This window comes from Kytococcus aerolatus, assembly GCF_900187395.1.
GTDB lineage: Bacteria > Actinomycetota > Actinomycetes > Actinomycetales > Dermatophilaceae > Kytococcus > Kytococcus aerolatus.
This window is the reverse complement of sequence record NZ_FYEZ01000002.1, coordinates 310704-333177: the sequence shown is the minus strand read 5'-3', so window position 1 is coordinate 333177 and position 22474 is coordinate 310704. Positions and strand designations below refer to the sequence as shown.

The 22474-nt window shown below is 71.7% G+C and carries 20 protein-coding genes, 1 other RNA gene and 1 pseudogene; 9 read left to right on the top strand and 13 right to left on the bottom strand.

The window, feature by feature from the left end:
- Positions 1 to 4 precede the first annotated feature (4 nt).
- On the bottom strand, positions 5 to 1255 hold the full coding sequence (locus CFT82_RS08575; protein ID WP_088818648.1) for a homogentisate 1,2-dioxygenase: 1251 nt from the start codon (positions 1253 to 1255) through the stop codon (positions 5 to 7).
- Positions 1256 to 1347: 92 nt separating this feature from the next.
- Between CFT82_RS08575 and CFT82_RS08570 the strand changes: the two genes are divergently transcribed.
- The 4 genes from CFT82_RS08570 (at position 1348) to CFT82_RS08555 (ending at position 5373) form a co-directional block, all read left to right on the top strand.
- Positions 1348 to 2244 (top strand): hypothetical protein, encoded by an 897-nt coding sequence (locus tag CFT82_RS08570; protein WP_088818647.1) that lies wholly within the window; start codon positions 1348 to 1350, stop codon positions 2242 to 2244.
- A 48-nt stretch (positions 2245 to 2292) separates the two neighbouring features.
- Positions 2293 to 3531, top strand: coding sequence for a fumarylacetoacetase (gene fahA, locus CFT82_RS08565; RefSeq protein WP_088818646.1), 1239 nt, complete (start codon positions 2293 to 2295; stop codon positions 3529 to 3531).
- A 110-nt stretch (positions 3532 to 3641) separates the two neighbouring features.
- Positions 3642 to 4547: a hypothetical protein gene (locus CFT82_RS08560; protein ID WP_088818645.1), complete on the top strand. Its 906-nt coding sequence runs from the start codon at positions 3642 to 3644 to the stop codon at positions 4545 to 4547.
- A gap of 145 nt (positions 4548 to 4692) precedes the next feature.
- Complete coding sequence (locus CFT82_RS08555) at positions 4693 to 5373, top strand: hypothetical protein (RefSeq protein WP_088818644.1); 681 nt, start codon at positions 4693 to 4695, stop codon at positions 5371 to 5373.
- An 80-nt stretch (positions 5374 to 5453) separates the two neighbouring features.
- On the opposite strand, the gene hppD is transcribed toward CFT82_RS08555, so the two are convergent.
- Positions 5454 to 6677, bottom strand: coding sequence for a 4-hydroxyphenylpyruvate dioxygenase (gene hppD / locus CFT82_RS08550; RefSeq protein ID WP_088818643.1), 1224 nt, complete (start codon positions 6675 to 6677; stop codon positions 5454 to 5456).
- Positions 6678 to 6778: 101 nt separating this feature from the next.
- Between hppD and CFT82_RS08545 the strand changes: the two genes are divergently transcribed.
- Positions 6779 to 7243 carry an Lrp/AsnC family transcriptional regulator gene (locus CFT82_RS08545; protein ID WP_088818642.1) on the top strand — a complete coding sequence of 155 codons (465 nt, stop codon included), beginning with the start codon at positions 6779 to 6781 and terminating at the stop codon, positions 7241 to 7243.
- A gap of 27 nt (positions 7244 to 7270) precedes the next feature.
- Here CFT82_RS08545 and CFT82_RS08540 read toward each other — a convergent pair whose 3' ends face one another.
- From CFT82_RS08540 to CFT82_RS08520, 5 genes are all read right to left on the bottom strand, one after another.
- The gene (locus CFT82_RS08540) at positions 7271 to 8944 is read right to left on the bottom strand and encodes a bifunctional 3'-5' exonuclease/DNA polymerase (RefSeq protein WP_088818641.1); all 1674 of its coding nucleotides are present in this window, start codon (positions 8942 to 8944) and stop codon (positions 7271 to 7273) included.
- 82 nt (positions 8945 to 9026) lie between these two features.
- Positions 9027 to 10802 (bottom strand): DEAD/DEAH box helicase, encoded by a 1776-nt coding sequence (locus CFT82_RS08535; RefSeq protein WP_088818640.1) that lies wholly within the window; start codon positions 10800 to 10802, stop codon positions 9027 to 9029.
- 12 nt (positions 10803 to 10814) lie between these two features.
- Complete coding sequence (locus CFT82_RS08530) at positions 10815 to 11201, bottom strand: DUF3039 domain-containing protein (protein WP_407656031.1); 387 nt, start codon at positions 11199 to 11201, stop codon at positions 10815 to 10817.
- A 17-nt stretch (positions 11202 to 11218) separates the two neighbouring features.
- Entirely contained in the window at positions 11219 to 13162 is a 1944-nt protein-coding gene (locus CFT82_RS08525; RefSeq protein ID WP_088818639.1) for a DEAD/DEAH box helicase, read from the bottom strand.
- The gene (locus CFT82_RS08520) at positions 13162 to 14652 is read right to left on the bottom strand and encodes an NAD-dependent malic enzyme (RefSeq protein ID WP_088818855.1); all 1491 of its coding nucleotides are present in this window, start codon (positions 14650 to 14652) and stop codon (positions 13162 to 13164) included. The genes CFT82_RS08525 and CFT82_RS08520 overlap by 1 nt, the downstream gene beginning before the upstream one ends.
- A 120-nt stretch (positions 14653 to 14772) precedes the next feature.
- On the opposite strand from CFT82_RS08520, the gene CFT82_RS08515 reads away from it, so the two are divergent.
- The 4 genes and pseudogenes from CFT82_RS08515 (at position 14773) to CFT82_RS12220 (ending at position 16645) form a co-directional block, all read left to right on the top strand.
- Complete coding sequence (locus CFT82_RS08515) at positions 14773 to 15141, top strand: thioredoxin domain-containing protein (RefSeq protein WP_159461896.1); 369 nt, start codon at positions 14773 to 14775, stop codon at positions 15139 to 15141.
- A gap of 206 nt (positions 15142 to 15347) precedes the next feature.
- Positions 15348 to 15824 carry a ThiF family adenylyltransferase gene (locus CFT82_RS08510; RefSeq protein WP_200815103.1) on the top strand — a complete coding sequence of 159 codons (477 nt, stop codon included), beginning with the start codon at positions 15348 to 15350 and terminating at the stop codon, positions 15822 to 15824.
- A gap of 3 nt (positions 15825 to 15827) precedes the next feature.
- Positions 15828 to 16067 (top strand): annotated as a pseudogene (locus tag CFT82_RS12360) (hypothetical protein); the annotation flags it as partial.
- A gap of 74 nt (positions 16068 to 16141) precedes the next feature.
- A complete protein-coding gene (locus CFT82_RS12220; protein WP_268807422.1) occupies positions 16142 to 16645 on the top strand; it encodes a TatD family hydrolase in 504 nt (167 codons plus the stop codon).
- 81 nt (positions 16646 to 16726) lie between these two features.
- Here the strand turns inward: CFT82_RS12220 and ssrA are convergent.
- The 6 genes from ssrA to thrC all read right to left on the bottom strand — a co-directional run bounded on the left by ssrA (position 16727) and on the right by thrC (position 22466).
- Positions 16727 to 17092: a transfer-messenger RNA gene (ssrA, locus tag CFT82_RS08500) on the bottom strand.
- A gap of 127 nt (positions 17093 to 17219) precedes the next feature.
- Positions 17220 to 17720 carry an SsrA-binding protein SmpB gene (gene smpB / locus CFT82_RS08495; RefSeq protein WP_088818636.1) on the bottom strand — a complete coding sequence of 167 codons (501 nt, stop codon included), beginning with the start codon at positions 17718 to 17720 and terminating at the stop codon, positions 17220 to 17222.
- Positions 17721 to 17838: 118 nt separating this feature from the next.
- Positions 17839 to 18951, bottom strand: a complete 1113-nt coding sequence (gene prfB, locus CFT82_RS08490) for a peptide chain release factor 2 (RefSeq protein WP_088818635.1) — start codon at positions 18949 to 18951, stop codon at positions 17839 to 17841.
- A gap of 98 nt (positions 18952 to 19049) precedes the next feature.
- Positions 19050 to 20312 carry a serine hydrolase domain-containing protein gene (locus tag CFT82_RS08485; protein ID WP_088818634.1) on the bottom strand — a complete coding sequence of 421 codons (1263 nt, stop codon included), beginning with the start codon at positions 20310 to 20312 and terminating at the stop codon, positions 19050 to 19052.
- 97 nt (positions 20313 to 20409) lie between these two features.
- On the bottom strand, positions 20410 to 21372 hold the full coding sequence (locus CFT82_RS08480; RefSeq protein WP_088818633.1) for a homoserine kinase: 963 nt from the start codon (positions 21370 to 21372) through the stop codon (positions 20410 to 20412).
- Complete coding sequence (thrC, locus tag CFT82_RS08475; RefSeq protein WP_088818632.1) at positions 21372 to 22466, bottom strand: threonine synthase; 1095 nt, start codon at positions 22464 to 22466, stop codon at positions 21372 to 21374. Before thrC ends, CFT82_RS08480 begins: the two co-directional genes overlap by 1 nt.
- Positions 22467 to 22474: the final 8 nt, after the last annotated feature.

Sequence of the window (22474 nt, the reverse complement as noted above, 5' to 3'; positions counted from 1 at the left end):
CACCCTACGCGCCGGGTCCGCGGTGCCAGCTCAGGGCGTACCGCCCGTCGTCGCAGGCCATTCCCCCCTCCCCGAGGTCGAGGGGGCGGAAGGTGTCGACCATCACGGCAGTCTCGTCGAAGTACTCCACCCCGAGGGACTTCTCGTACGCACCGGGCTGCGGACCGTGGGCGTGCCCACCCGGGTGGAGGCTGATCGACCCCTGCTGGATGCCGCTGCCCTTGCGGGCCTCGTAGTCCCCGTCGACGTAGAACATCACCTCGTCGGAGTCCACGTTCGAGTGGTAGTAGGGCACCGGCACGGCCAATGGGTGGTAGTCGACCTTGCGCGGCACGAAGTTGCAGACGACGAAGTTGTGGCCCTCGAAGACCTGGTGGGCCGGGGGCGGCTGGTGGACGCGTCCCGTGATCGGCTCGAAGTCCGAGATGTGGAAGCGGTAGGGGTAGAGGCAGCCGTCCCAGCCCACGACGTCCAGCGGGTGGAAGGGCAGGGTGTGGATGGTGCCCCCCTGACCACCGGCCGCACCCTCGCCGCTGGCGCGGTGGCGGATGTACACCTCGGTCTCCTCGGAGGGATCGGCCCCGACGTCCTCGGCGAGCAGGGGGCCGTCGGGGCCGTGGAGGTCGCGCTCGCAGTAGGGCGCGTGCTCCAGGAGCTGGCCGTACCGGGAGAGGTAGCGCCGGGGCGGGCCGATGTGGCTGGAGGCCTCGATGGCATAGACCCGGAGCGGCTCGGCGTAGCCCTCGTCACCGGCGTCCCGCGGGATCCAGCGGTGCGTGGTGGCCCGCGGGAGGACGAGGTAGTCCCCCGGCCCCGCCTCGAAGGCGCCCATGACCGTCTCCACCCGGGCGTGCCCCCGCTCGACGAAGAGGCACTCGTCGCCGAGGGCGTTGCGGTACCAGGGACTCACGGTGTCGGCCACCACGTAGGAGAGGCGCACGTCCGCGTTGCCCAGCAGAAGACGGCGGCCCGTGACCACGTCGACGCCGTCGGCCGGCTCCTCCCCGCCGAAGAGCTCGTGGGGGCGCAGGTGCCGTGGCAGGAGAGGGTGGTTCGGGGTGAGCGTCGCGTCCGGGAGCTCCCACACCCGGGCGGCCGTGAGCGCCGAGGGGATGTTGCGGTGGTAGAGCAGCGAGGAGTCCGCGGAGAACCCCTCCTCCCCCATGAGCTCCTCGTAGTAGAGACCTCCCTCGGGGGTGCGGTGCTGCGTGTGCCGCTTGGGCGGGACGAAGCCGGTGCTGCGGTAGTGGGCCATGAGCTCCTCCGTGGTTCGCGGTCACCCCCACCCTATGCACGGATGTGATCCAACGCACACATCTTCCGGTCCCGTGCACTAGCGTGCTGGGTATGCCCACCTCACCGGCGATGGACCTCCTCACCCGCTCCCTGGTCGACGACGCCGCCATCTTCCCGCCGGGCCTGGCGCCGGTGCGACAGGCCGTCGAGGACCACCAGCGGTGGCGCTCGGTCCCGCTCGGCCGCCGGCTGGGACCGCTGCTGCTCTCCGCCCCCGCGGTGACCGAGCTCCGTGACCTGCTCATCGGCGATCCCTCGCTCCTGGCCAGCTCCGACCTTCCGATCGGAGTGGTCGCCCGGCCCGGCACCCCCTTGGACACCCTCCGGGAGGCCGTCGACAGGGTGCAGGAGACCGCCGGCCTCGAGCTCGTCACCGTCGAGCTGGCCCCGACGGAGAGCTGGGAGCGTCTGCTGGAGATCGGCCTCCCGGTGGCCCTCGAGCTGCCCCGCGATCCGGAGGAGGCCGCCACACAGCTCTCCGAGCTGGCCGGGCACCGTGCCCGGGGCGCGGAGGTCGTGGCCAAGTGGCGCACCCAGAGCAGCCCCGCCGGCCCCATCCCCACCCCCGATGAGCTGGCCGGCTTCCTCACGGCCTGCTGGGCGGCCCGTGTCCCCTTCAAGCTCACCGGCGGACTCCACCACGCCATCGCCCGGACCGCCCCGGCCCAGTCCGGGGAGGGCACCGAGGAGATGCACGGCGCGCTCAACGTGGCCCTGGCGACCCTCGCCACCGTCCGGGGGGCCGGGCCCGAGGAGGTCGCCGCGGTGCTCGACGAGCGTGACGGCGCGCCCCTCGCGAGCTCGGCCCGGCAGCTGGACGAGGACGCGGCAGCCGCCATCCGCGTCCAGTGGATGTCCTTCGGCTGCTGCGGTGTGACCGACCCGTTGGACGAGCTCGCCGGGCTGGGCCTGCTCGACCCGGCCGACCTGACCCGGCCCCCCGCCTGACCCTCCCCGCACCGACCACCTGACCACCTCCCTCCCCCAGGAGCACACATGGACCGCTGGCCCGACCTGCCCGCCGACCACCCCTTCGGCCCCACGAACCTGCCCTACGGTGCCTTCCTCACCCGTGACGCGGCCCGGGCCCGCATCGGCGTCCGCATCGGCGACGAGGTCCTGGACCTCCCCGGTCTCCTGCAGGCCGACGGGCTCGCCGACTCCTCGATCTGGGCCGGGGCCCTCCTGGAGCCCACGCTCAACCGATTCCTCGAGCTGGGCCACACCGCCTGGGCCGGAGCGCGCGCCTGGCTGCTGGAGACCTTCGCGGACCCGGAGCGGAACGACGCGGTGCGCCGTCACCTCCACCCGCTCGACGAGGTGGAGCTCGTCCTGCCCTTCCGTCCGGCCGACTACGTCGACTTCTACGCCTCCGAGCAGCACGCCACGAACGTCGGCCGCATCTTCCGCCCCGACCAGGCCCCGCTCACCCCGAACTGGAAGCACCTGCCGATCGGCTACCACGGGCGCAGCTCGACGATCGTGGTCTCGGGCACGGACGTCGTGCGCCCCAGCGGGCAGCGCAGGCCGAAGGACGCCGAGATCCCCACCTTCGGCCCCTCCCAGCGGCTGGACATCGAGGCCGAGCTGGGCTTCCTCGTGGGTGGCCCCACCGCCGTGGGGCAACCGGTCGGCATCGACGAGGCCGAGGAGCACCTCTTCGGCGTGATGCTCTTCAACGACTGGTCGGCCCGTGACCTGCAGGCCTGGGAGTACGTGCCGCTGGGCCCCTTCCTGGGCAAGTCCTTCGCCTCCTCGGTGAGCGCCTGGGTGGTGCCCTTGGCGGCCCTGTGCGAGGCCCGGGTCGACCTGCCGGAGCAGGACCCGCAGCCGCTGGAGTACCTCCGGGGTGACGGCTCGGGCCTCTTTGGCCTCGACATCCGGATGGAGGTCCGCCTCAACGGCACCGTGGTGGCGCGCCCGCCCTACCGGGAGATGTACTGGTCGCCGGCGCAGATGCTGGCCCACCTGACCGTCAACGGGGCCGCTCTCTCGGCCGGGGACGTCTTCGCCTCGGGCACCGTCTCGGGAAACGCGCGCGAGGAGCGCGGCTCCTTCCTGGAGCTCTCGTGGTCCGGCCAGGAGCCGATGGTGCTCGACGACGGCAGCGAGCGCTCCTTCCTCCAGGACGGGGACACCGTGACGATCACCGGCTGGGCACCCGGCCCGGACGGGACCCGGATCGGGCTCGGCGAGGTGACCGGGACGATCACCCCGGCGAACCACCCGGGCTGAGCACTTCCCCCGGGGCGCACCTCATCGCTATCGTGTTCGTGGTCGGACAGGGGGTCCGGCCACGAACACCGGGGGGCAGCTCGGCTCCGCCGCGACACATGGAGGGGAACATGATGAAGCGCACTCTGACCACTCTCGCCCTGGCGGGCATGACCCTGACGGGCCCGGCGGTCTGGGCGGCACCGTCCGACCAGCCGCAGACCCCGCTGGACACGACCTTCTCCCCGGAGCAGGTGGAGGGTGACGGCCCGCGTGCCTGGGAGATCACCGTGGACGGCGAGCGGATCGCCCTCGACGGCGCCGAGGACGGGATGGGTCTCCTGTCCGTCGAGGGTCAGGACCACCCGGACTTCACGAACTGGACGGCCGAGGAGAGCCTCCTGGGCAACCGGGACACCGCCATGCCGTCCCTCGTCCCGGAGTTCTACCTGCCGGAGTGCCCGGCCTCCACCGAGACGGTGGACGGTCCGGCCACCCTGCACTCGGACGACGAGCACGTCCGGTACGACGCCGACGAGGACGTCCTCAAGCCGGTGGAGGTCGACGCCCTGACCACCGAGCACCGCCTGGTGGAGGTGAGCAGCGCGACCTGCGACCCGTCGGAGACCGAGGAGATCGACTTTCTCTTCACCACGGCCTACTACGTGTCCGCGGACGCCGACGGCGCCTGGGAGCACATCGGCTCCCGGGCCATGAAGACGACCTTCCACGAGGGCAACGAGGAGTTCTTCCACCCCGCCGAGGGCTGGGAGTGGCTGGAGGACTACTACCGGACGAACCGCCCCGAGGGCCTCACCGACGAGGAGTGGGCCGACCAGGTCATCGCCGATGGCACCGTGCCGGAGGAGTACCGCTGGTTCATCACCGGCGAGACCGCCGGTCAGGACGACGATGAGAACCCGATCATCGACACCGGCCTCACCACCCACGACGCCACCCTCCCGGCCCTCGCCCTGGGCCTGGGCCTCCTCGGCGCCGGCGGCGTGACCCTGGCGGGCGCCACCCGCCGCCGCTGACGCACCGGCGCTCCCCGGAGGGGGCGCGCTGCGGCGTCCCCTCCGCCGGCGACGCTCCCCCACCCAGCCCGTAGGAGGAGACCGCTCACACCGCTGATGTGACAGGCTGACGACGTTCGTTCCACCGCCCGACCACTGGAGAGACATGCGCATCGCACGTACCCACCGACTGGCCCTGACCGCGCTGGGAGCCGGGGTGGCCCTCACCCTGGGCACCGCCGCAGGTGCGAGCGCTCAGCAGCAGCCGGAGGTCGGCATCTCCGTAGAGCGCGACCCGAGCAGCACGAACCTCCACTGGTCCGTCACCCTCGACGTGGAGCACTCCGAGCCCACGGACACGGGGCCGTGGGTCGAGTGGGCCGTGGACGGCTACAACACCCACAAGAGCCCCTGGCCGATCACCGTGGCCGAGGGGTCCAGCGAGTCGCCGCAGTGCGAGGCCGACCGCCCGACCCGCTCCAGCACGGTGCTCGACGACACCAGCCGCGTGTTCGACGCCATCATGCTGCCCGGCGACACCGACCGGGTCATGGTCTTCGGTGCCTACTGCGACACCGAGGGCGTGGCCCACCGGATCGAGGTCGAGGCCTACCTCACCGAGGAGGCCGACGGGACCTTCACCGTGGAGCAGTACCCGCTGGTCGACGTGCCGGACGAGGACGCCCCCGAGGACGACGTGCCGGAGGAGGACGACGACGCCGAGGGCCCCATCGTGGACACCGGGTGGACGGGCGACTCGGCTCTCTCCCCCCTGGCCGCCCTCACCGGCGCCGCCCTGCTCGGTGCCGGTGGCACCACGGTCGCAGCATCCCGCCGCCGCGCCTGAGAACCACCACCCGAACCGCGCCGAGGGCGCCCTCCCCCCCGGGGAGGGCGCCCTCGGACGCTCTGCGGACAGGACCGGGATCAGAAGTTCCCGCGCCGCTCCTGCTCGCGCTCGATGGCCTCGAAGAGGGCCTTGAAGTTGCCGATGCCGAAGCCCAGCGATCCGTGGCGCTCGATGAGCTCGAAGAACACGGTCGGGCGGTCCCCGATCGGCTTGGTGAAGATCTGCAGCAGGTAGCCGTCCTCGTCACGGTCCACGAGGATGCCGCGCTTCTGGAGCTCCTCGATCGGCACCCGGACCTTGCCGATGCGCCCACGGAGCTCGGGGTCCTTGTAGTAGGAGTCCGGGGTGGAGAGGAACTCGACGCCCTCGGCGCGCATCTGGTCGACGGTGGTGATGATGTCGTTCGTCGCCAGGGCCAGGTGCTGGGCGCCGGCACAGCCGTAGAACTCCAGGTACTCGTCGATCTGCGACTTCTTCTTCGCGATCGCCGGTTCGTTGAGCGGGAACTTCACACGGTGGTTGCCATTGGCCACGACCTTGGACATGAGCGCCGAGTAGTCGGTGGCGATGTCGTCGCCCACGAACTCGGCCATGTCGGTGAAGCCCATGACGCGGTGGTAGAACTCCACCCACTCGTCCATCTTCCCGAGCTCGACATTGCCGACGATGTGGTCGAGGGCCTGGAAGAGACGCTTGGGAGCACCCTCGCGCTTCACGTAGGAACCCTCGGCCGGCTGGTAGCCCGGCAGGTAGGCACCGGCGTAGCGGGTCCCGTCGACCTCCCGCTGAACGAGGGTGTGCCGGGTCTCCCCGTAGGTCGCGATGGCGCCGACGCGCACGGTGCCGTGCTCGTCGGAGAGGTCGGTCGGCTCCTGCAGGACGGTGGCGCCGACGGACCGGGCGTGCTCGATGCACTGGTCGACGTCCGGGACCTCCAGGGAGATGTCCACCACGCCGTCACCGTGCGCGCGGTGGTGGTCCAGCAGCGGGGACTGGGGGTCCACCGCGCCCTTCAGCACGAACTTGATGTTGCCCGACTTCAGGACGAAGGCCTTGTGGTCGCGGTTCCCGTTCTCCGGGCCGGAGTAGGCGATGAGCTCCATGCCGAAGGCGGACTGGTAGAAGTGCGCAGCCTGGGTGGCGTTGCCGACGACGAACACGATGGCGTCCCAGCCGGTGACCGGGAAGGGGTCCTTCGAGCCGTCGTACTCGACGAGGCCGACGAGCTGCTTGAGCTGGTCCACGGAGAGGTTCTCGGCCTGCTCCTGGTCGGTCAGGGCGGTGAGGGTGGTGTCAGACATGCCTGTAACCTGCATCACATGGCCTGAATGGGCAATGGGCGCTCGCGGGGTTGTGCACAGTGCTCAGCCGACACCCGTTTTCACGTGTCAGGCTGTGCACCATGGCCACTCTCGACGAGCTCGACCGCCGCATCCTCAGGCTGTTCACGGACGATCCCCACATCGGGGTGCTCGGGGCCTCCCGGGAGCTGGGCGTGGCTCGCGGGACGGTGCAGTCCCGGCTGAACCGGTTGCAGGAGGCCGGCGTCATCGCCTCCTGGTCGCCCACCCTCGACCCGGCCGCCATGGGCTACCGGATCACCGCCTTCCTCACACTGCAGATCCGCCAGGCCAGCGGGCACGGCCCGGTCTCGGAGCACCTCACGGCGATCCCGCAGGTCCTCGAGGCACACACGGTGACCGGGGACAGCGACCTGCTGGTGCGGGTGGTGGCGCGGGACACGGTCCACCTGCAGGAGGTGCTGGACCGGGTGACCGCCCACGACGACGTGGTGCGCTCGGCCTCGGTGATCTCCCTGGCCGCTCAGGTGCCCCGCCGGACTGCCCCGCTGCAGCCCGGTCGGTGAGGGGCACCGGCCCGCTCCTCCGCCGGATCACCCCGCCTGGTCGTAGGAGTCGACGACGGCCACGGTGACCGGGAAGTCCACCTCGGAACCGGGGAAGAGCAGCTCTCCGGCGGCCCGGGCGGTGCGCCGGACCTGCTCGGCCACCGCCTCGGCCTGCTCGGCCGGCACGTGGACCATCACCTCGTCGTGGAGGAAGTAGACGAGCTCCGGCCGACCCGCCCCGGTCTGCGGGGCGTCGTCGAGGGCGCGCCGCAGGTGGCCCATCCAGCACAGGGCCCACTCGGCTGCCGTCCCCTGGACGACGAAGTTGCGGGTGAATCGACCCCACTCGCGCGCCATCGACCGGGCGCGGCGACCTGCCTCCTCGGACTCTCCGGGGGCGCGGGCGGCCTCCTGCGCCGCGTACCAGTGCCCCGGCGGCCGCGGCGAGGTGCGGCCCAGCCAGGTGGAGACCCGTTCACCCCGCTCTCCCGCCCGGGCAGCGGCATCGACCCACCCGATGGCCTGCGGGTAGGCCGCACGGAGACGGGGCATCAACTCCCCGGCCTCCCCGCTCGTGGCGCCATACATGGCCCCGAGCATCGCGATCTTCGCGTGCTCCCGGCTGCTCAGGACACCCTGGTCGACCAGTGCCTGGTAGAGGTCGCCGGCGCGTGCTGCCCGGGCCATGGCAGCGTCGCCGGCCATGGCGGCCAGGACGCGCGGTTCCAGCTGCGAGGCGTCGGCCACCACGAGCCGCCACCCCGGGTCGGCCCGGACGGCCGCCCGGATCTGCTTGGGCAGCTGCAGCGCCCCTCCCCCACGGCTGGCCCAGCGGCCGGTCACCACACCGGCGGGCACCCAGTCCGGCAGGAAGCGACCGTCGCGCACCCAGTGCTGCATCCACGCCCACCCGTTGGCGGTGTGAAGACGGCTGAGCGCCTTGTACTCCAGCAGTGGCTCGATGACCGGGTGGTCGAGCGTCCGGAGCTCCCACTTGCGGGTGCTGCGCACATCCAGTCCCGCCCGCCGCAGGGCGGTCACGAGGGTGGTCGCCGAGTCCGGGTTGAGCTGCGGGGCCTCGAGCAGCTCCTGGATCCGGGCAGTCAGGTGGGCCATGCGCGCCGGGCGGCCACCGTGCGCGGAGGGCTCCCCCAGCAGGGCCCGCAGCTGGGCGTCGTGGGTGGCCTCGCTGAAGGGCACCCCGGTGTGGTTGAGCTCCTGGGCGATGAGCCCGCCGACCGACTCGGCGTAGCAGAGCAGCGCCAGGCCGCCCCGGTCGCGGGCGGCGGCCAGGCACTCCCGCTGGGCGCGGTGCTCGGCCAGGCACTCCTCGAGACCCGGTCCTCCCCCGGTGAGATCGAAGAGGGTCGCCCCACGGTCCACGGTCGGCGCCGGGGCCCAGCGGGCGGTCTCGTGGCGCTCGTCCCAGGCGGAGGCCGGGTTCTGGGCGTAGGGGGTGTGGGCCACGGCCGCAGCGTTGCGGAGGATCGCCCGCTGCAGCCCCAGGTCCGCCGCCCGGCGAACCCTCACCCCGACCGCCAGCAGAGGTGGGTACACCGAGGCGGCATCTGACCAGACGAGGCGGAGGGAGTCCCCGCCCCGCCGGACGAGGTCTGCCAGGCCAGCCGGTGTCAACTCCTGCGTCTCGGTCGGCTCTCCCCCGCCGTCCAGCGCGGCGACGGCGTACCCGTCGGCGCGCGGCGCCACGACGAGGTCCATGCCCTCAGGCTACGGCGTGGTCCCGACACGGTCCGCGGCGCGCGGCCGAGGCCCTCGTAGGACTCACCTCCGGGGGGACTCCTCAGCGTCGGCCGACGAACCAGCGGCGGATCGTCTCGATGCGGGCCGTGACCTGCTCCTGGGTGGCGGTGTCCAGGGCCGGCCCCCCGCAGCTGCGGCGCAGGTCCATGTGCACCGTGGCGTGCGGCACCTTGTTCTTCTGCGCGTAGGCCGCCACGAGCTTGTTGAGCTCCTTGCGCGAGGCCTGCAGCGCACGGTGGGCCGCGATCGGCTGCCCCGCCTGCTGCGGCTGTGCGGTCCGCTGCTTGCTCCGCGAGACCTGCTGGGCCTGGCGCTGGCGCAGGAGCTCGGTCATCTGGTCCGGCTCGAGGAGACCGGGCAGCCCCAGGTACTCGGCCTCGTCCTCGCTGGCCACCTCCGAGCCCATGCCCCACTGCTGGGCGTCGAAGAGCACGTGGTCGAACTCCGCGGAGGACTCCAACGCCTCGTACCCGGGCTCCAGGGAGTCCAGGACCCGCTCGGACTCGTTGGCCCGGGCCAGCTCGTCCTCCTCCGGCGACCAGATGGCGTCCTCCCCGGTCGGGCCGGGACGGTCCAGGGCGTGGTCACGCTCGGCCTCCAGCTCGGCCGCCAGGGCCAGCACGGGTGTCACCGAGGGCAGGAAGATGCTCGCGGTCTCGCCCCGCTTGCGGGTGCGCACGAAGCGCCCGACCGCCTGGGCGAAGAAGAGCGGGGTCTGCGTGGAGGTGGCGTACACGCCCACGGACAGGCGGGGCACGTCGACCCCCTCGGAGACCATGCGGACGGCCACCAGCCAGCGGGAGTCGCCCTGGCTGAAGGTCTCGATCCGCTCGGAGGCCCCGGCGTCGTCGGAGAGGACGACGGTCGGCTTCTCGCCGGTGATGCCCTCGAGGTGCCGTGCGTAGGCCCGGGCGTTCTTCTGGTTGGAGGCGATGACCAGCCCGCCGGCGTCGGGCACGTGGCGCCGCACCTCGCTGAGGCGCTTGTCGGCGGCGGCGAGCACGGCCGGCACCCACTCGCCGGAGGGGTCCAGGGCGGTCCGCCAGGCCTGGGCGGTGAGGTCCTTGGTGAGCGGCTCGCCGAGCCGGGCGGCCATCTCGTCCCCGGCCTTGGTGCGCCACTTCATCTCCCCGCCGTAGGCCATGAAGAGCACCGGGCGGACCACGCCGTCGGTCAGCGCGTTGCGATACCCGTAGGAGTAGTCGCTCGCCGAGCGGCGGATGCCGTCGTCCCCCTCCTCGTAGCGCACGAACGGGATGGGGTTGGAGTCGGAGCGGAAGGGGGTACCGGTGAGCGAGAGCCGCCGGGTGGCCGGTGTGAAGGCCTGCCGGATCGCGTCGCCCCAGCTGCGGGCGTCACCGCCGTGGTGGATCTCGTCGAGGATCACCAGCGTGGGCGCCTCGCGGGTGCGCTGCTCGTGCAGCTCCGGGTCGGCGGCGATGCCGGCATAGGTCATCGCCACCCCGTGGTAGTCGGCGCTGTGCGCGCGCTGGGCGTTCGTGAACCGCGGGTCGAGGTGGATGCCCACGCGTGCGGCGGCGTCGGCCCACTGGGTCTTGAGGTGCTCGGTGGGCGCCACCACGGTGATCTGGCGGACCGCGCCCTCGGCGAGGAGGTCGGCGGCGACCTTCAGCGCGAAGGTCGTCTTGCCGGCCCCCGGCGTGGCGACGGCGAGGAAGTCCCGCTCCCCGGCGGCGGCCCGCTCCTGGTAGCGCTCCAGGGCCTCGGCCTGCCAGGCACGCAGCTTGGGGGCGGTGCCCCAGGCGGCGCGGCGGGGGTATGCGGGTGAGAGGTGGTCAGCGGCGGAGGTGCTCATCCGACGCCGGGCTCAGCGGGCGTCGTCGGAGCCGGAGCCCGCACCGTCACCGGAGTCGCCCCCGCCTCCGAGGGTCTCCATGATCTCCTTGCACACCGGGCAGACCGGGTACTTCTCCGGGTTGCGCCCCGGTACCCAGATCTTGCCGCAGAGCGCGGTCACCGGCTCGCCGGACATCGCGCTCTCCAGGATCTTCTCCTGGCGCACGTAGTGGCTGTACCGCTCGTGATCACCCGGCTCCACCGGGCGCACGGCGGGGTCCGTGCGCTCCAGGACGTCCGTACCCGTGGACGGCGAGGACAGCCGGCCCGGGTCCTCCGGCGACCCGGGGTCCATCGGCTGGCTCATGGAGACAGGACGGGGGGTACGCGCCGCGGAGATCGAGAACATGGCGCTCATCGTAGATCCGACCACCGTCAGCGGCCACCGTCGCGTCGCGGACCCCCGGAACGGTGCCCTCCCTCGTGACGCGAACCGTCGCGACGGGGACCGCCCCGACCTCCGGAGCCACCTCGGCCGCCGTCACGCCCGCCACCGGGCCCCCGTCGGGGACCACCACGGCCACCGCGGTGCGGGGGACGCGGAGGAGCCATCATCCGCTTGATGCGGGACTCCTCGACCGGCTCCCGGCGCCCGGTGTCCGCACCGGTGACCGCCACGAGCTCGTCGGTGTCCGGCGCCATCGGCTCCGGCTTGGCGCCGACACCCGCCTGGTCCATGAGCCGCTGCACCATCTTGCGCTGGTGCGGGAGGGCCAGGGTCACCACGACACCCTTGCCGCCGGCCCGGGCGGTGCGCCCGGCACGGTGCAGGTAGTCCTTGTGGTCCGCCGGCGGGTCGGCCTGGAGCACCAGCGAGACGTCGTCCACGTGGATGCCGCGGGCGGCGACGTCGGTGGCCACCAGGACGGGCAGGCCACCGTCCTTGAAGGCGGCCAGGACACGGTTGCGCTGCGCCTGGTTGAGACCACCGTGCAGGGCGGCGGCGAACACGCCGGCCTCCCGGAGCTGCTCGGCCACGCGGTCGGCGCCGAGCTTGGTGCGGACGAAGACCACGGTGCGCCCGTCACGACCGCAGATCTGCGCGGTGATCGGCTTCTTGTGCTGCGGCTGCACCAGGAAGACGCGGTGCTCCATGGTGGTCACCGAGGCCTGCGCGTCATCGGTGGAGTGGGTGATCGGGTCGACCAGGTAGTTCTCCACCAGCTGGTCGATGCCGTTGTCCAGCGTCGCGCTGAAGAGCATCCGCTGACCACCGGCGGGCATGAGGTCCATGATCTGCGTGACCTCGGGCAGGAAACCCATCTCGGCCATGTGGTCGGCCTCGTCGAGCACGGCGATCTCGACCGCGGAGAGATCGCAGGCGCCCCGCTCGATGAGGTCGATGAGGCGGCCCGGCGTCGCGATGAGCACGTCGAGGCCACGCTCCAGGGCGGCGAGCTGCGGCGGGTAGGGCAGCCCACCGGCCACGAGCTTGTGCTTCAGCCCGGTGACGTGCGCGAAGGGCTGCAGGGCGTCGGAGACCTGCATCGCCAGCTCACGGGTGGGCGTCAGGATGACGGCCCGCGGCTTGTTGCGCTGTGCCCGACCACCGGTCAGCCGCGCGATCGTGGGCAGCCCGAAGGCGAGCGTCTTGCCCGAACCGGTCCGGCCGCGGCCCAGCAGGTCGCGTCCGGCCAGCGCGTCGGCCAGCGTGGCGGCCTGGATCGGGAAGGCGTGACGGATCCCGTCGCGCCCCAGACGTTCCACGAGGACCTCGGGCAGGCCGAGCTCGGCGAAGGTCGGGCCGGGCGCCTCGGCGGCGGGCGCCGGGGTGGCGGCCGCGGTCGCCGGCTCGGCACTCGCCGGGGCCTGGGAGGGCACCCCGGCGCCCGGCGCCGGCGAACGCTCCGGGCGCGACGTGCTCACCACGGGCGAGCCCTCCTCGACGACCGGCGGGAACTCGCGCACCGGGCCGCGCTGCTCGCGCTGCTGACGCAGGGGGCGGGACTCCCGCTGCTGGTCCTTGCGGGCCCGTGGCGGTCGGCGGTCCTCGCGGCGCTTGCCGAACCTGTCCTCACGACGGGGACCCTCGGCGCCCTCCTCACGGTGCGGACGCTCGGCCCGCTCGTCGCGGCGCTTGCCGAACCTGTCCTCACGACGCGGACGCTCGGCGCCCTCTTCGCGACGCGTGCCCCGCGACTCACGCCACTCCTGGGCCTCCGCGTCACGCCCCGCCCGACGGCGCTCGACCCGCTTCTTCGTGGAGCGCTTGGCGGCGCGCGCCTCGTCCTTGGCCTGACGTGCACTCTTCGCCGACGACTTCGCGGCGGCGGTCCAGCGCTGCTTCTTGCCCGTGCGGTGCTTCCCGTTGCTCGGCATCAGGCATCGACCCGCTTGCTGCCCGAGGGGCGCTTGGCGGGGATGTCCATCAGGGCGATCGCCTCGGTGCGGGGCTCGGAGACCGCCTCCTCGTCCTCCCGGACGGCCTCGACCACCGCTCGAGCCACCACCTTCGAGACGTCCTTGTGGAAGACGCTCGGGATGATGTAGGTCGGGTTGAGCTCATCCGGGGTCACCACGTCGGCCAGAGCGTGGGCCGCGGCGAGCATGACGTCCTCGGTGACGGCCTCGCTGCGTGCGTCCAGCAGACCGCGGAAGACACCCGGGAAGACCAGGACGTTGTTGATCTGGTTGGCGAAGTCGCTGCGTCCGGTGGCCACGACCGTGGCGTGCTGGGCGGCCTCGTTGGGGTCCACCTCGGGCGTCGGGTTGGCCATGGCGAACACGATCGCGTCCTCGTTCATGGTGGCGACGTCCTCACCGGTGAGGATGTTCCCCGCCGAGACGCCGATGAACACGTCGGCGCCGCGCACGGCCTCCTTGAGGGAACCGCGCACCGCCTCGGGGTTCGTGTTCTCCGCGATCCAGCGGAGCTGCTCGTCCCCGCCGTCGCGGATGTCCTCGCGCTCCGGGTGGAGGATGCCGTTGATGTCGGAGACGACGACGTTCCGGGCCCCCGCCTTGTGCAGGAGACGCATGATGGCCGTCCCGGCGGCCCCGGCACCGGACAGGACGATCCGCACCTCGGCCAGGTCCTTCTCCACCACCCGCAGGGCGTTGGTCAGCGCGGCGACGGCCACGATGGCGGTGCCGTGCTGGTCGTCGTGGAAGACCGGGATGTCCAGCTCCTCGCGCAGGCGCCGCTCGATCTCGAAGCAGCGCGGCGCGGAGATGTCCTCCAGGTTGATCCCGGCGAAGGTCGGGGCGATGGCCTTGACGTGCGCCACGATGTCCTCCACTCCCCCGGCGTCGAGGCAGATCGGGAAGGCGTCGACGTCGGCGAAGCGCTTGAACAGGGCCGCCTTGCCCTCCATCACCGGCATCGCGGCCAGCGGACCGATGTTCCCCAGCCCCAGGACGGCGGTGCCGTCGGTCACCACGGCGACGGTGTTGCGCTTGATCGTGAGCCGGCGGGCGTCCTCCGGGTTGTCCGCGATCGCCTGGCAGACGCGCGCCACACCCGGGGTGTAGATCAGGGAGAGGTCGTCCCGGTTCCGGATGGGCTGCTTCGGCTCGATGGTGATCTTGCCGCCCAGGTGGGCGAGGAAGGTGCGGTCGGAGATCTTGCCGATCTCCACGCCCTCGACCTCGTTGATGGCGGCGACGATCCGCTCGTTGTGCCCGACGCTGCGACCCGCGACCGTGAGGTCGATCGTCATGTTGTCGGCCGTGGACTCGCTGATGTCCAACGCGCTGGTCAGACCACCGGCGGCCTCGACGGCGGCGGTCAGCTCGCTGATGGCGGTGGCCCGCGCCGGGGCGGACAGGCGGATGGTCAAGGCGTTGGACGCCGAAGGCACAGCACTCATGTGCCCATTGTGGACCATCGGGGCCCGTGACGGGTCTCTCACCCGCTTCGTCGGAGCCCTGCGGGGTTCGCGCCGGAATTCAGCAGCATTGGCTACTGTGAAGGCATGAAGGTGCGCACATTGACTGACGAGACGTTCGAGCCGGAGGTCGCCGCAGCGGACGTCGCCGTCGTCGTGATCACTGACGAGTTCTGCGACGCCTGCCAGGAGTATCACCGGGCCCTGCAGCAGGTGGCCGACACCATGGACGGCGAGGCCGCGTTCTTCGACGTCACCGCGCAGTCCGCCCCCCAGGTCTTCGCCTCCAGCGGGGTGACCACCTGGCCGACCACCGTGATCTTCCGCGAGGGCATGCTGCTGCACCTCGAGTCCGGCGTCTACACGGCGGAGAACCTCGAGCAGCTGGTGCGCCTGTTCGCCGAGGCCGACATCGAGGAGATGCGCCAGGCGGTCACCGAGCAGGGCACCACCGTCATCGGCGCCGACTGACCCTCCACCCCCACAGACGCCACGGGCCGCCCCTGACAAGGGGGCGGCCCTCGTGTGGCTCCCTGCGTGCTCCTCTGCGCGCGGCACGCGGCTCCGCTGGTGGAGCGCGGGGACGCCCTGGGCGCCCGTCTACAGTGCCGGCTGCTCGACGGACGAGAGGAGCTGAGGCGATGGTGCCGAACGAGGGTCTCTCCTAGCTGCGCCTAGTGCTCGGGGACGCCGGACTGGCACGCCTGCAGGAGGCCACCGTGCTGGTGCTGGGTCTCGGTGGCGTGGGCTCCAGCTGCGCCGAGGCCCTGGCACGCGGCGGGGTGGGCTCGCTGGTCGTGCTCGACGAGGACGTGGTGGAGCCGAGCAAGATCAACCGGCAGACGCTGGCCTTCGTCTCGACGGTGGGGCGGGTCAAGGCCGAGGTGATGGCGGAGATGATCTCCGACATCAACCCGGACTGCCGGGTGGTCCGCCGGGAGTGCCGCCACCGCGGGTTCTCCGGGCTCGAGGTTCTCTTCGCGGACGAGCGGCCGGTGGAGATCGCCGGTGAGGGCCGCACCAAGGCGCAGACGCTGGGGTCGATGAGCTATCTGCCGCCGATCATGGGCCAGATGCTGGCGGGGCTGGCGATCCGGCGGTTGGCCGGGCTGGAGCCGATGGCTGCGCCCCCGTCGCTCTCGCCCCCGGACTGAGCCGTGCTGCTGGACACGCACCACCACCTGGACTTCCTGCCGCCGGGCGCAGCCCGGCAGGCCTTCCTCGAGGAGCTCGGCGGACGTGGTGCCGCCGTGGTCGCGCAGACGCTGCGGCCCTCGGACTTCCTGGCGCTGGCCCGGGAGGCGACGGTCTGGGGTGCGGCTGCTCCCCGGCTCTCCGTCGGACTGCATCCCTGGGAGCTCGACGACCTGGCGCGCACCGAGGCCGAGCTGGCGCTCGTGCCGTCGGCCCTGACGCGGCCGCGCTTCGTGGGCGAGGCGGGGCTGGACCACGCCCCCGACGCCTGGCCACGGTGCCTGCCACCCGGCAGGTGCGGGTCCTGGAGGAGATCCTGCGGGCAGCCCGCGAGGCGGCCGCCGCCCGCGAGCCCTCGGAGCCGGTGGTGGTCTCGCTCCACGCGGTGCGCGCGGTGTCGGCGGTGCTGGACCTGGTCGAGGAACTCGACCTGGTCACCCACCACGTCGTGCCCGTCGTGCACTGGTTCACCGGCACCAGCGACGAGCTGACCCGGCTGGTCCACGCGGGCGGGTACGTCTCGGTGGACCCGGCCATGATCACCGGCAAGCGGGGCCGTGCCTACGTCCGGCAGGTACCTTCCGAGCGGCTCCTGCTGGAGAGCGACCTGCCGGCCGGGCCGGTCACCCCGGAGTGCGATGCGCGGGTACTCGGCGCCGCGCACGCCGACGAGCTGGCCACGGCACTGGGTGGGCTCCGGGATGCCCTGGTCGGGCTGAGGGGGCGGGAGTCCGCCGACACGCTGCGCCAGAACCAGGCGCGGCTGTACGGCATCGACTGACGGCAGACGCACGGAAGGCCGCCCCCGGATCCGAGGGCGGCCTTCCGTGTTCACGAACCGTTCGCGATGACGTGACACTGGTGGTGGAGATGGCGGGAATCGAACCCGCGTCCGTCGTCACACAACCAGGGCTTCTCCGGGCGCAGTGCGCTGTGGATTTTCTCGGCCCCAGGACTCGCACGCACACGTCTCCTGACAGGCCCAGCCGAGTGAGAGTCCCGCACGACACCTCGGCGATGCCGTGCAGCAAGTCCCCTAGATGATGCCAGGCACTGAGTCGGGAACTAGCTCAGGCTGACAGACTTCGGGCTCGCTCAGGCGGCGAGGGCGAAGTCGGTGCGCTTGGAATTGGCACCTATGGGTTTGCAAGGAACGTTTACGAGATGACCTTGCCTTCTCGGCCCGCTTCCCCTGGAACCATGATCGACGTCGAAACCGATCATCCCCGTGGGGTCACGTCATCGCTGTGCGGTTGTGAAGTAACAGCTCACCCGAGGGGTGAGTGGTTCATCGTACTGGTCAACACCGGGTGCTGCCAAGGCATTCCCGGCCAGGAGGACCGGTGGCTCGGGGCTCAGCGCGCCTGTTGCATCCGGTAACGCAGGGACATCTGCGCCTGCTTCTCCCGCTCGTCCTGCTTCTCCCGCAGGGCGTGGCGCTTGTCGTACATCTTCTTGCCCTTGGCCAGGGCGATCTCGACCTTGACCCGGCCGTCCTTGAAGTACAGCTTGAGCGGCACGATCGTGTGCCCGACCTCGCTGGACTTGCTGATGAGTCGCTCGATCTCGTGGCGGTGCAGCAACAGCTTGCGGCGGCGCCGGGCGGCGTGGTTGGTCCAGGAACCGTTGAGGTACTCCGGGATGTGCACGTTCTCCAGGTACAGCTCGCCGTACTGGTCGGAGACGAAACCCTCCACCAGGGAGGCCCGGCCCATGCGCAGCGACTTCACCTCGGTGCCCATCAGCGAGATGCCCGCCTCGTAGGTGTCCTCGATGACGTAGTCGTGCCGCGCCTTGCGGTTGGTGGCGATGACCTTGTTGCGCGGGTCGTCCTTCGCCTTCTTCTTGCTGGCCATCGCTCCTCCTTCCGCTCGTGTCACGTGGCCCGGTGCCCCCGGTCGGGACGGTGCACAGTACCTGTCCAACGCTGCGGGGCGCACCCGGATTCCCGGATGCGCCCCGCAGCGTGCGGCGTCAGCTGGCGTCGCGGTCCTGGCCACGCTGCCAGCGGATGCCGGCCTCGATGAACGCGTCGATGTCGCCGTCGAAGACGTTCTGGGTGTTGCCGACCTCGTGGCCGGTGCGCAGGTCCTTGACCATCTGGTACGGGTGCAGCACGTAGGAGCGCATCTGGTCGCCCCAGCTGGCCTTGATGTCGCCGGCCAGCTCCTTGCGCTCGGCGGCCTCCTCGGCCTTGCGCTGCAGCAGCAGGCGCGACTGGAGCACGCGCAGCGCGGCGGCACGGTTCTGGATCTGCGACTTCTCGTTCTGCATCGAGACGACGATGCCGGTGGGGATGTGCGTCATGCGCACGGCGGAGTCGGTGGTGTTCACCGACTGGCCGCCGGGGCCCGAGGAGCGGAAGACGTCGACCTTGATCTCGTTCTCCGGGATCTCGATGGAGTCGGTCGACTCGATGACCGGCACCACCTCGACGGCGGCGAAGGAGGTCTGGCGGCGGCCCTGGTTGTCATAGGGCGAGATGCGCACCAGACGGTGGGTGCCGCCCTCGACGACGAGGTGGCCGTAGGCGTAGGGCACGTTGACCTCGAAGGTGACCGACTTCAGGCCGGCCTCCTCGGCGTAGGAGGTGTCCAGCACCTTGGTCGGGTACTCGTGGCGCTCGGCCCAGCGCAGGTACATGCGCATGAGCATCTCGGCGAAGTCCGCGGCGTCGACACCACCGGCGCCGGCGCGGATGGTGATGACGGCCTCGCGCTCGTCGTACTCCCCCGACATGAGCGTGCGGACCTCGAGCTTCTCGACGTCCTTCTGGATCGCCTCGAGCTCCTTCTCGGCCTCGGCACGGGTCTCGGCGTCGGACTCCTCCTCGGCCATCTCGACGAGGACCTCGAGGTCGTCGATGCGCGCGTCCATGTTCTCCACGCGCTCGACGTCGCTGCGCACGGCGGACATCGCGGAGGAGACCTTCTGGCCCTGCTCGGGGTCGTCCCAGAGGTCCGGCGCGCTGGACTGCTTCTCCAGGTCGGCCAGCCGCTCCTTCAGCGTGGACAGGTCGATGACCTCCCGCACCGACTCCATGGTCGTGCGGAGGTTCTTGATCTCTTGCGCGAAGTCAACAGCCACAGCAGGTCAGTCTACGTTGCTCGCGAGGCGGCACCGGGACGGCCGCTGGGCCCGGCTCGCTCGAGGCGTGCCGGGCCCAGCGGGTCGAGCAGGCTGTGTCAGCCGATGCGGGTGCGGGCGTCGGCGTGGAAGGCGCGGGAGGTGGCGCCGGCACTCGAGAGGACCCGGACGCGTCCCGCTGCGGTGCCGTTGGAGATGGCGAAGGCGTTCGCCAGGACCTTCGCCATCCCCTCCTGGGTGGCCGTGAAGCCGTCCTCGTCGAAGGCGCGGCCGGCGAAGGTCAGCGAGACCCGGCGACGGCCGTCACGGCTCGTGAGCGAGAGCGCCGTGGAGCCGAACCCGCCGCCGTCGTGGCCGAAGAGCTTCCCGCTGCCCGACCAGACGTCGTCGATCCAGAAGACCCCGTAGCCGTAACCGGCCTCGACGGCTGCGCCCACCGGGGTGAGCATCTGGTCCACCGTGTCCTGCGAGACCAGGTGGCCCTTCATGAGCAGGTGATGGAAGTCCGTCAGGTCAGCGGCAGTGGCGGTGGCGCCGCCGGAGCCGGAGAAGATCGACATGTCGAGGTCGTTCAGGCGGACCTCCTGGTCCCCCTCGAGGTGGTAGTCCTCGATCTCCTCGAAGTCGACGCGACGCGAGTTGTACAGCCGGGTCTGGTTGAGCCCCTTGTCGAAGATGCGCTGGCGCAGCAGGGCACCGATCTCCGTACCGGTCACCTTCTCCAGGAGCATCGAGAGGACCACGTAGCCCGTGTTGGAGTAGGCCCATCCCTCACCCGGCTCGAACTTCCACTCGTAGCGCTGGGCCTGGGCGACGTGGTCGGCGTGGGTGTACCGGTTGTCGGTGACCGCCTTGATGACCTGACCGGTGGGGTTGGCCGCCGTCATGAAGTCGTTGAGGTGGCAGGGCATGCCCGAGGTGTGGTTGAGCAGCTGGCCGATGGTGACCTTGCCACGCCCGGGCCACAGCCCGGGGAGGAACTGGTCGAGGGTGGAGTCCAGCGTCCAGGTGCCGCGCTCCACCTCCTGCATCACCACGGTGGCCACCATCGGCTTGGTGATCGAGGAGATCCGGGCCCGGAAGTTCACGCGGATGGCGTTCCGGAAGGCGCGGGACTGCTGGCCCGACGCGAGGTCGACGAAGCCGTAGGAGCCACGCACGGACACCATCGATCCGTGGAGAGGGTTTCCGTTCATGGCGTCCATCGAGGACTGGAGGGCGTCCGCCCCCGGCGTGCTGGCGAGATTGGCGCTCGGGCCGACGGCATGGGCCGCGGTCCCCGCCGCCCCAGCCAGCGCGGCCGAGGTGGCACCGGCTGCGGTCAGGGCGGAGAAGGAACGGCGCGAGAGATCGGTGGTCATGAGTGCCCTCCTAGCAGTAAACGAGTGGGTGCTCCCCGGAGCGGCCACGACCGCTGCCGGCGTGACCAAACCTATCGACGGTGGTCGCACGGCGCCATCACCGTTCCCGGATCGTGACCTCCAGCCCCTGGGTGTCGATCCCCGGGGCGCGGACGTCCCACTCCGCCGGCCACTGCTCGGCCAGGGCGAGCACCTCCGACACCCGGTCGGCGGTGGTCAGGCAGAGCACGGTGGGGCCCGCGCCAGAGACCGCCCCGGCGTGCCCGGCCTCCCGCAGCACGTCGACCGCCGCCATGCTCACCGGGTAGACGCTGCGCCGGGCCTCCTGGTGCAGGCGGTCAGCGGTCGCCTCCCACAGCAGACCGGGGTCAGCGGTGAGGGCGTGCAGCAGCAGGGCGGAGCGGGTGGCCTGCTCGACGGCGTCCGCCCGCGGGACGCACGGCCCGAGCGCGGCCCGGGCCGCGGCGGTGGACACCGACTCGGCGACCGGTCGGAGGACCACAGCCGTCACCTCCGGGTGCAGGGAGGGACGCACCGTGCAGGTCCCACCCTCCCGGTCGGCCCACGAGAGGGTGAGCCCTCCGTGCACCGAGGCCGAGGTGTTGTCCGGGTGCCCCTCGACCGCGGCCGCCTCGCCGTTGATCCGGTCCAGCTCGGACGCACCGAGACCATCCGGCGGAGTGAGCGCGTCCGGCGCGGTCAGCCCTGCGGCGAGCGCCCTCCCGGCGACGATCCCCGCGGCGGAGGAACCCATCCCGGCCGCCATGGGCAGCGTGTTGCGGCAGGTCAGGCGCAGGCCGTACCCGTCCAGCCAGCCGATGCCCCGGGCCTCGAGCCCGGCCCGCAGCTGCGCGGCCACCAGGTGCTTCTCGTTCGCCGGGAGCCGGCGCCGCCCCTCCCCCTCCAGGCGCACCACCAGCCCGGGCCGCGGCAGCACCTCGACCTCGTACTCGTCGTACACACCGAGGGCGAGCCCCACGGCGTCGAAGCCGGGGCCCAGGTTCGCCGAGCTGCCCGGGACACGGACGGTGAGCGCGAGCCCGGGGGCCGGACCCGCCATCAGGCGAGCCCGAGGGCGGCAGCGATCCCGTCGGGGTCCACCGGCACGCGGGTGGGCTCGACGTCGTCGCCGTCGGCGCCCTTGAGGGCCCACTGGGTGTCCTTGAGCCCGTGCCCGGTGACCGTGCAGACGATCGTGGCCCCGGCCGGGACCCTGCCCGCGGCGTGCATCTTCAGCAGGCCCGCCACCGAGGCCGCCGAGGCCGGCTCGACGAAGACCCCCTCACGGCTGGAGAGGAGGCGGTGGGCGTCGAGGATCTCCTCGTCGGTGACCATGTCGATCAGGCCGCCGGACTCGTCCCGGGCCGCCTCGGCCCGCTGCCAGGAGGCCGGGTTGCCGATGCGGATGGCGGTGGCGATCGTGTCCGGCTCCTCCACCGGGTGGCCCAGCACGATGGGGGCGGCGCCGGCGGCCTGGAAGCCCCACATCGCCGGGGTGCCGGTGGCCGCGGCCTGCCCGTTCGCCCCGGGGGCGGCAGGGTCGGCGTACTCCCGGTAGCCCTGCCAGTAGGCGGTGATGTTGCCGGCGTTGCCCACCGGGAGGCAGTGGATGTCCGGGGCGTCCCCGAGCGCGTCGACGACCTCGAAGGAAGCGGTCTTCTGCCCCTCGATGCGCGCCGGGTTCACCGAGTTCACCAGCTCGATCGGGTACTTCTCGGAGAGCTCGCGGGCCACCACCAGGCACTGGTCGAAGTTGCCCGCCACCTGCAGCAGCGTGGCCCCGTGGGCGACGGCCTGGGAGAGCTTGCCCATCGCGATGTGCCCGTCCGGCACCAGCACGCCGCAGGTCATGCCCGCCTTGGCCGCGTAGGCAGCGGCACTGGCAGAGGTGTTGCCGGTCGAGGCGCACAGCACCGCCTTCGCCCCACGCGCGGCGGCGGCCGAGATGGCTGCGGTCATCCCCCGGTCCTTGAAGGAGCCGGTGGGGTTCAGGCCCTCGTACTTCAGGTGCACCTGGGCACCGGTCAGCTCCGAGAGGTGCTCGGCCGGGATGAGCGGGGTGCCGCCCTCGCGGAGGGTCACCACCTGCTGGCTCAGCTCGGCGGGGAGACGGTCTGCGTACTCGGCGATGACGCCACGCCACTGGTGAACCATGAGAACCT

Bases quoted from the DNA above. Each gene is read 5' to 3' on its own strand.
- hppD (WP_088818643.1), bottom strand. From the start codon at position 6,677: ATGTCTGACACCACCCTCACCGCCCTGACCGACCAGGAGCAGGCCGAG.
- CFT82_RS08530 (WP_407656031.1), bottom strand. From the start codon at position 11,201: ATGAGCGCCATGTTCTCGATCTCCGCGGCGCGTACCCCCCGTCCTGTC.
- CFT82_RS08480 (WP_088818633.1), bottom strand. From the start codon at position 21,372: ATGGCGGGTCCGGCCCCCGGGCTCGCGCTCACCGTCCGTGTCCCGGGC.
- CFT82_RS08525 (WP_088818639.1), bottom strand. From the start codon at position 13,162: ATGCCGAGCAACGGGAAGCACCGCACGGGCAAGAAGCAGCGCTGGACC.
- CFT82_RS08570 (WP_088818647.1), top strand. From the start codon at position 1,348: ATGCCCACCTCACCGGCGATGGACCTCCTCACCCGCTCCCTGGTCGAC.
- smpB (WP_088818636.1), bottom strand. From the start codon at position 17,720: ATGGCCAGCAAGAAGAAGGCGAAGGACGACCCGCGCAACAAGGTCATC.
- CFT82_RS08520 (WP_088818855.1), bottom strand. From the start codon at position 14,652: ATGAGTGCTGTGCCTTCGGCGTCCAACGCCTTGACCATCCGCCTGTCC.
- CFT82_RS08545 (WP_088818642.1), top strand. From the start codon at position 6,779: ATGGCCACTCTCGACGAGCTCGACCGCCGCATCCTCAGGCTGTTCACG.
- CFT82_RS08485 (WP_088818634.1), bottom strand. From the start codon at position 20,312: ATGACCACCGATCTCTCGCGCCGTTCCTTCTCCGCCCTGACCGCAGCC.
- CFT82_RS08575 (WP_088818648.1), bottom strand. From the start codon at position 1,255: ATGGCCCACTACCGCAGCACCGGCTTCGTCCCGCCCAAGCGGCACACG.
- thrC (WP_088818632.1), bottom strand. From the start codon at position 22,466: ATGGTTCACCAGTGGCGTGGCGTCATCGCCGAGTACGCAGACCGTCTC.
- CFT82_RS08555 (WP_088818644.1), top strand. From the start codon at position 4,693: ATGCGCATCGCACGTACCCACCGACTGGCCCTGACCGCGCTGGGAGCC.
- CFT82_RS08535 (WP_088818640.1), bottom strand. From the start codon at position 10,802: ATGAGCACCTCCGCCGCTGACCACCTCTCACCCGCATACCCCCGCCGC.
- CFT82_RS08560 (WP_088818645.1), top strand. From the start codon at position 3,642: ATGATGAAGCGCACTCTGACCACTCTCGCCCTGGCGGGCATGACCCTG.
- CFT82_RS08540 (WP_088818641.1), bottom strand. From the start codon at position 8,944: ATGGACCTCGTCGTGGCGCCGCGCGCCGACGGGTACGCCGTCGCCGCG.
- fahA (WP_088818646.1), top strand. From the start codon at position 2,293: ATGGACCGCTGGCCCGACCTGCCCGCCGACCACCCCTTCGGCCCCACG.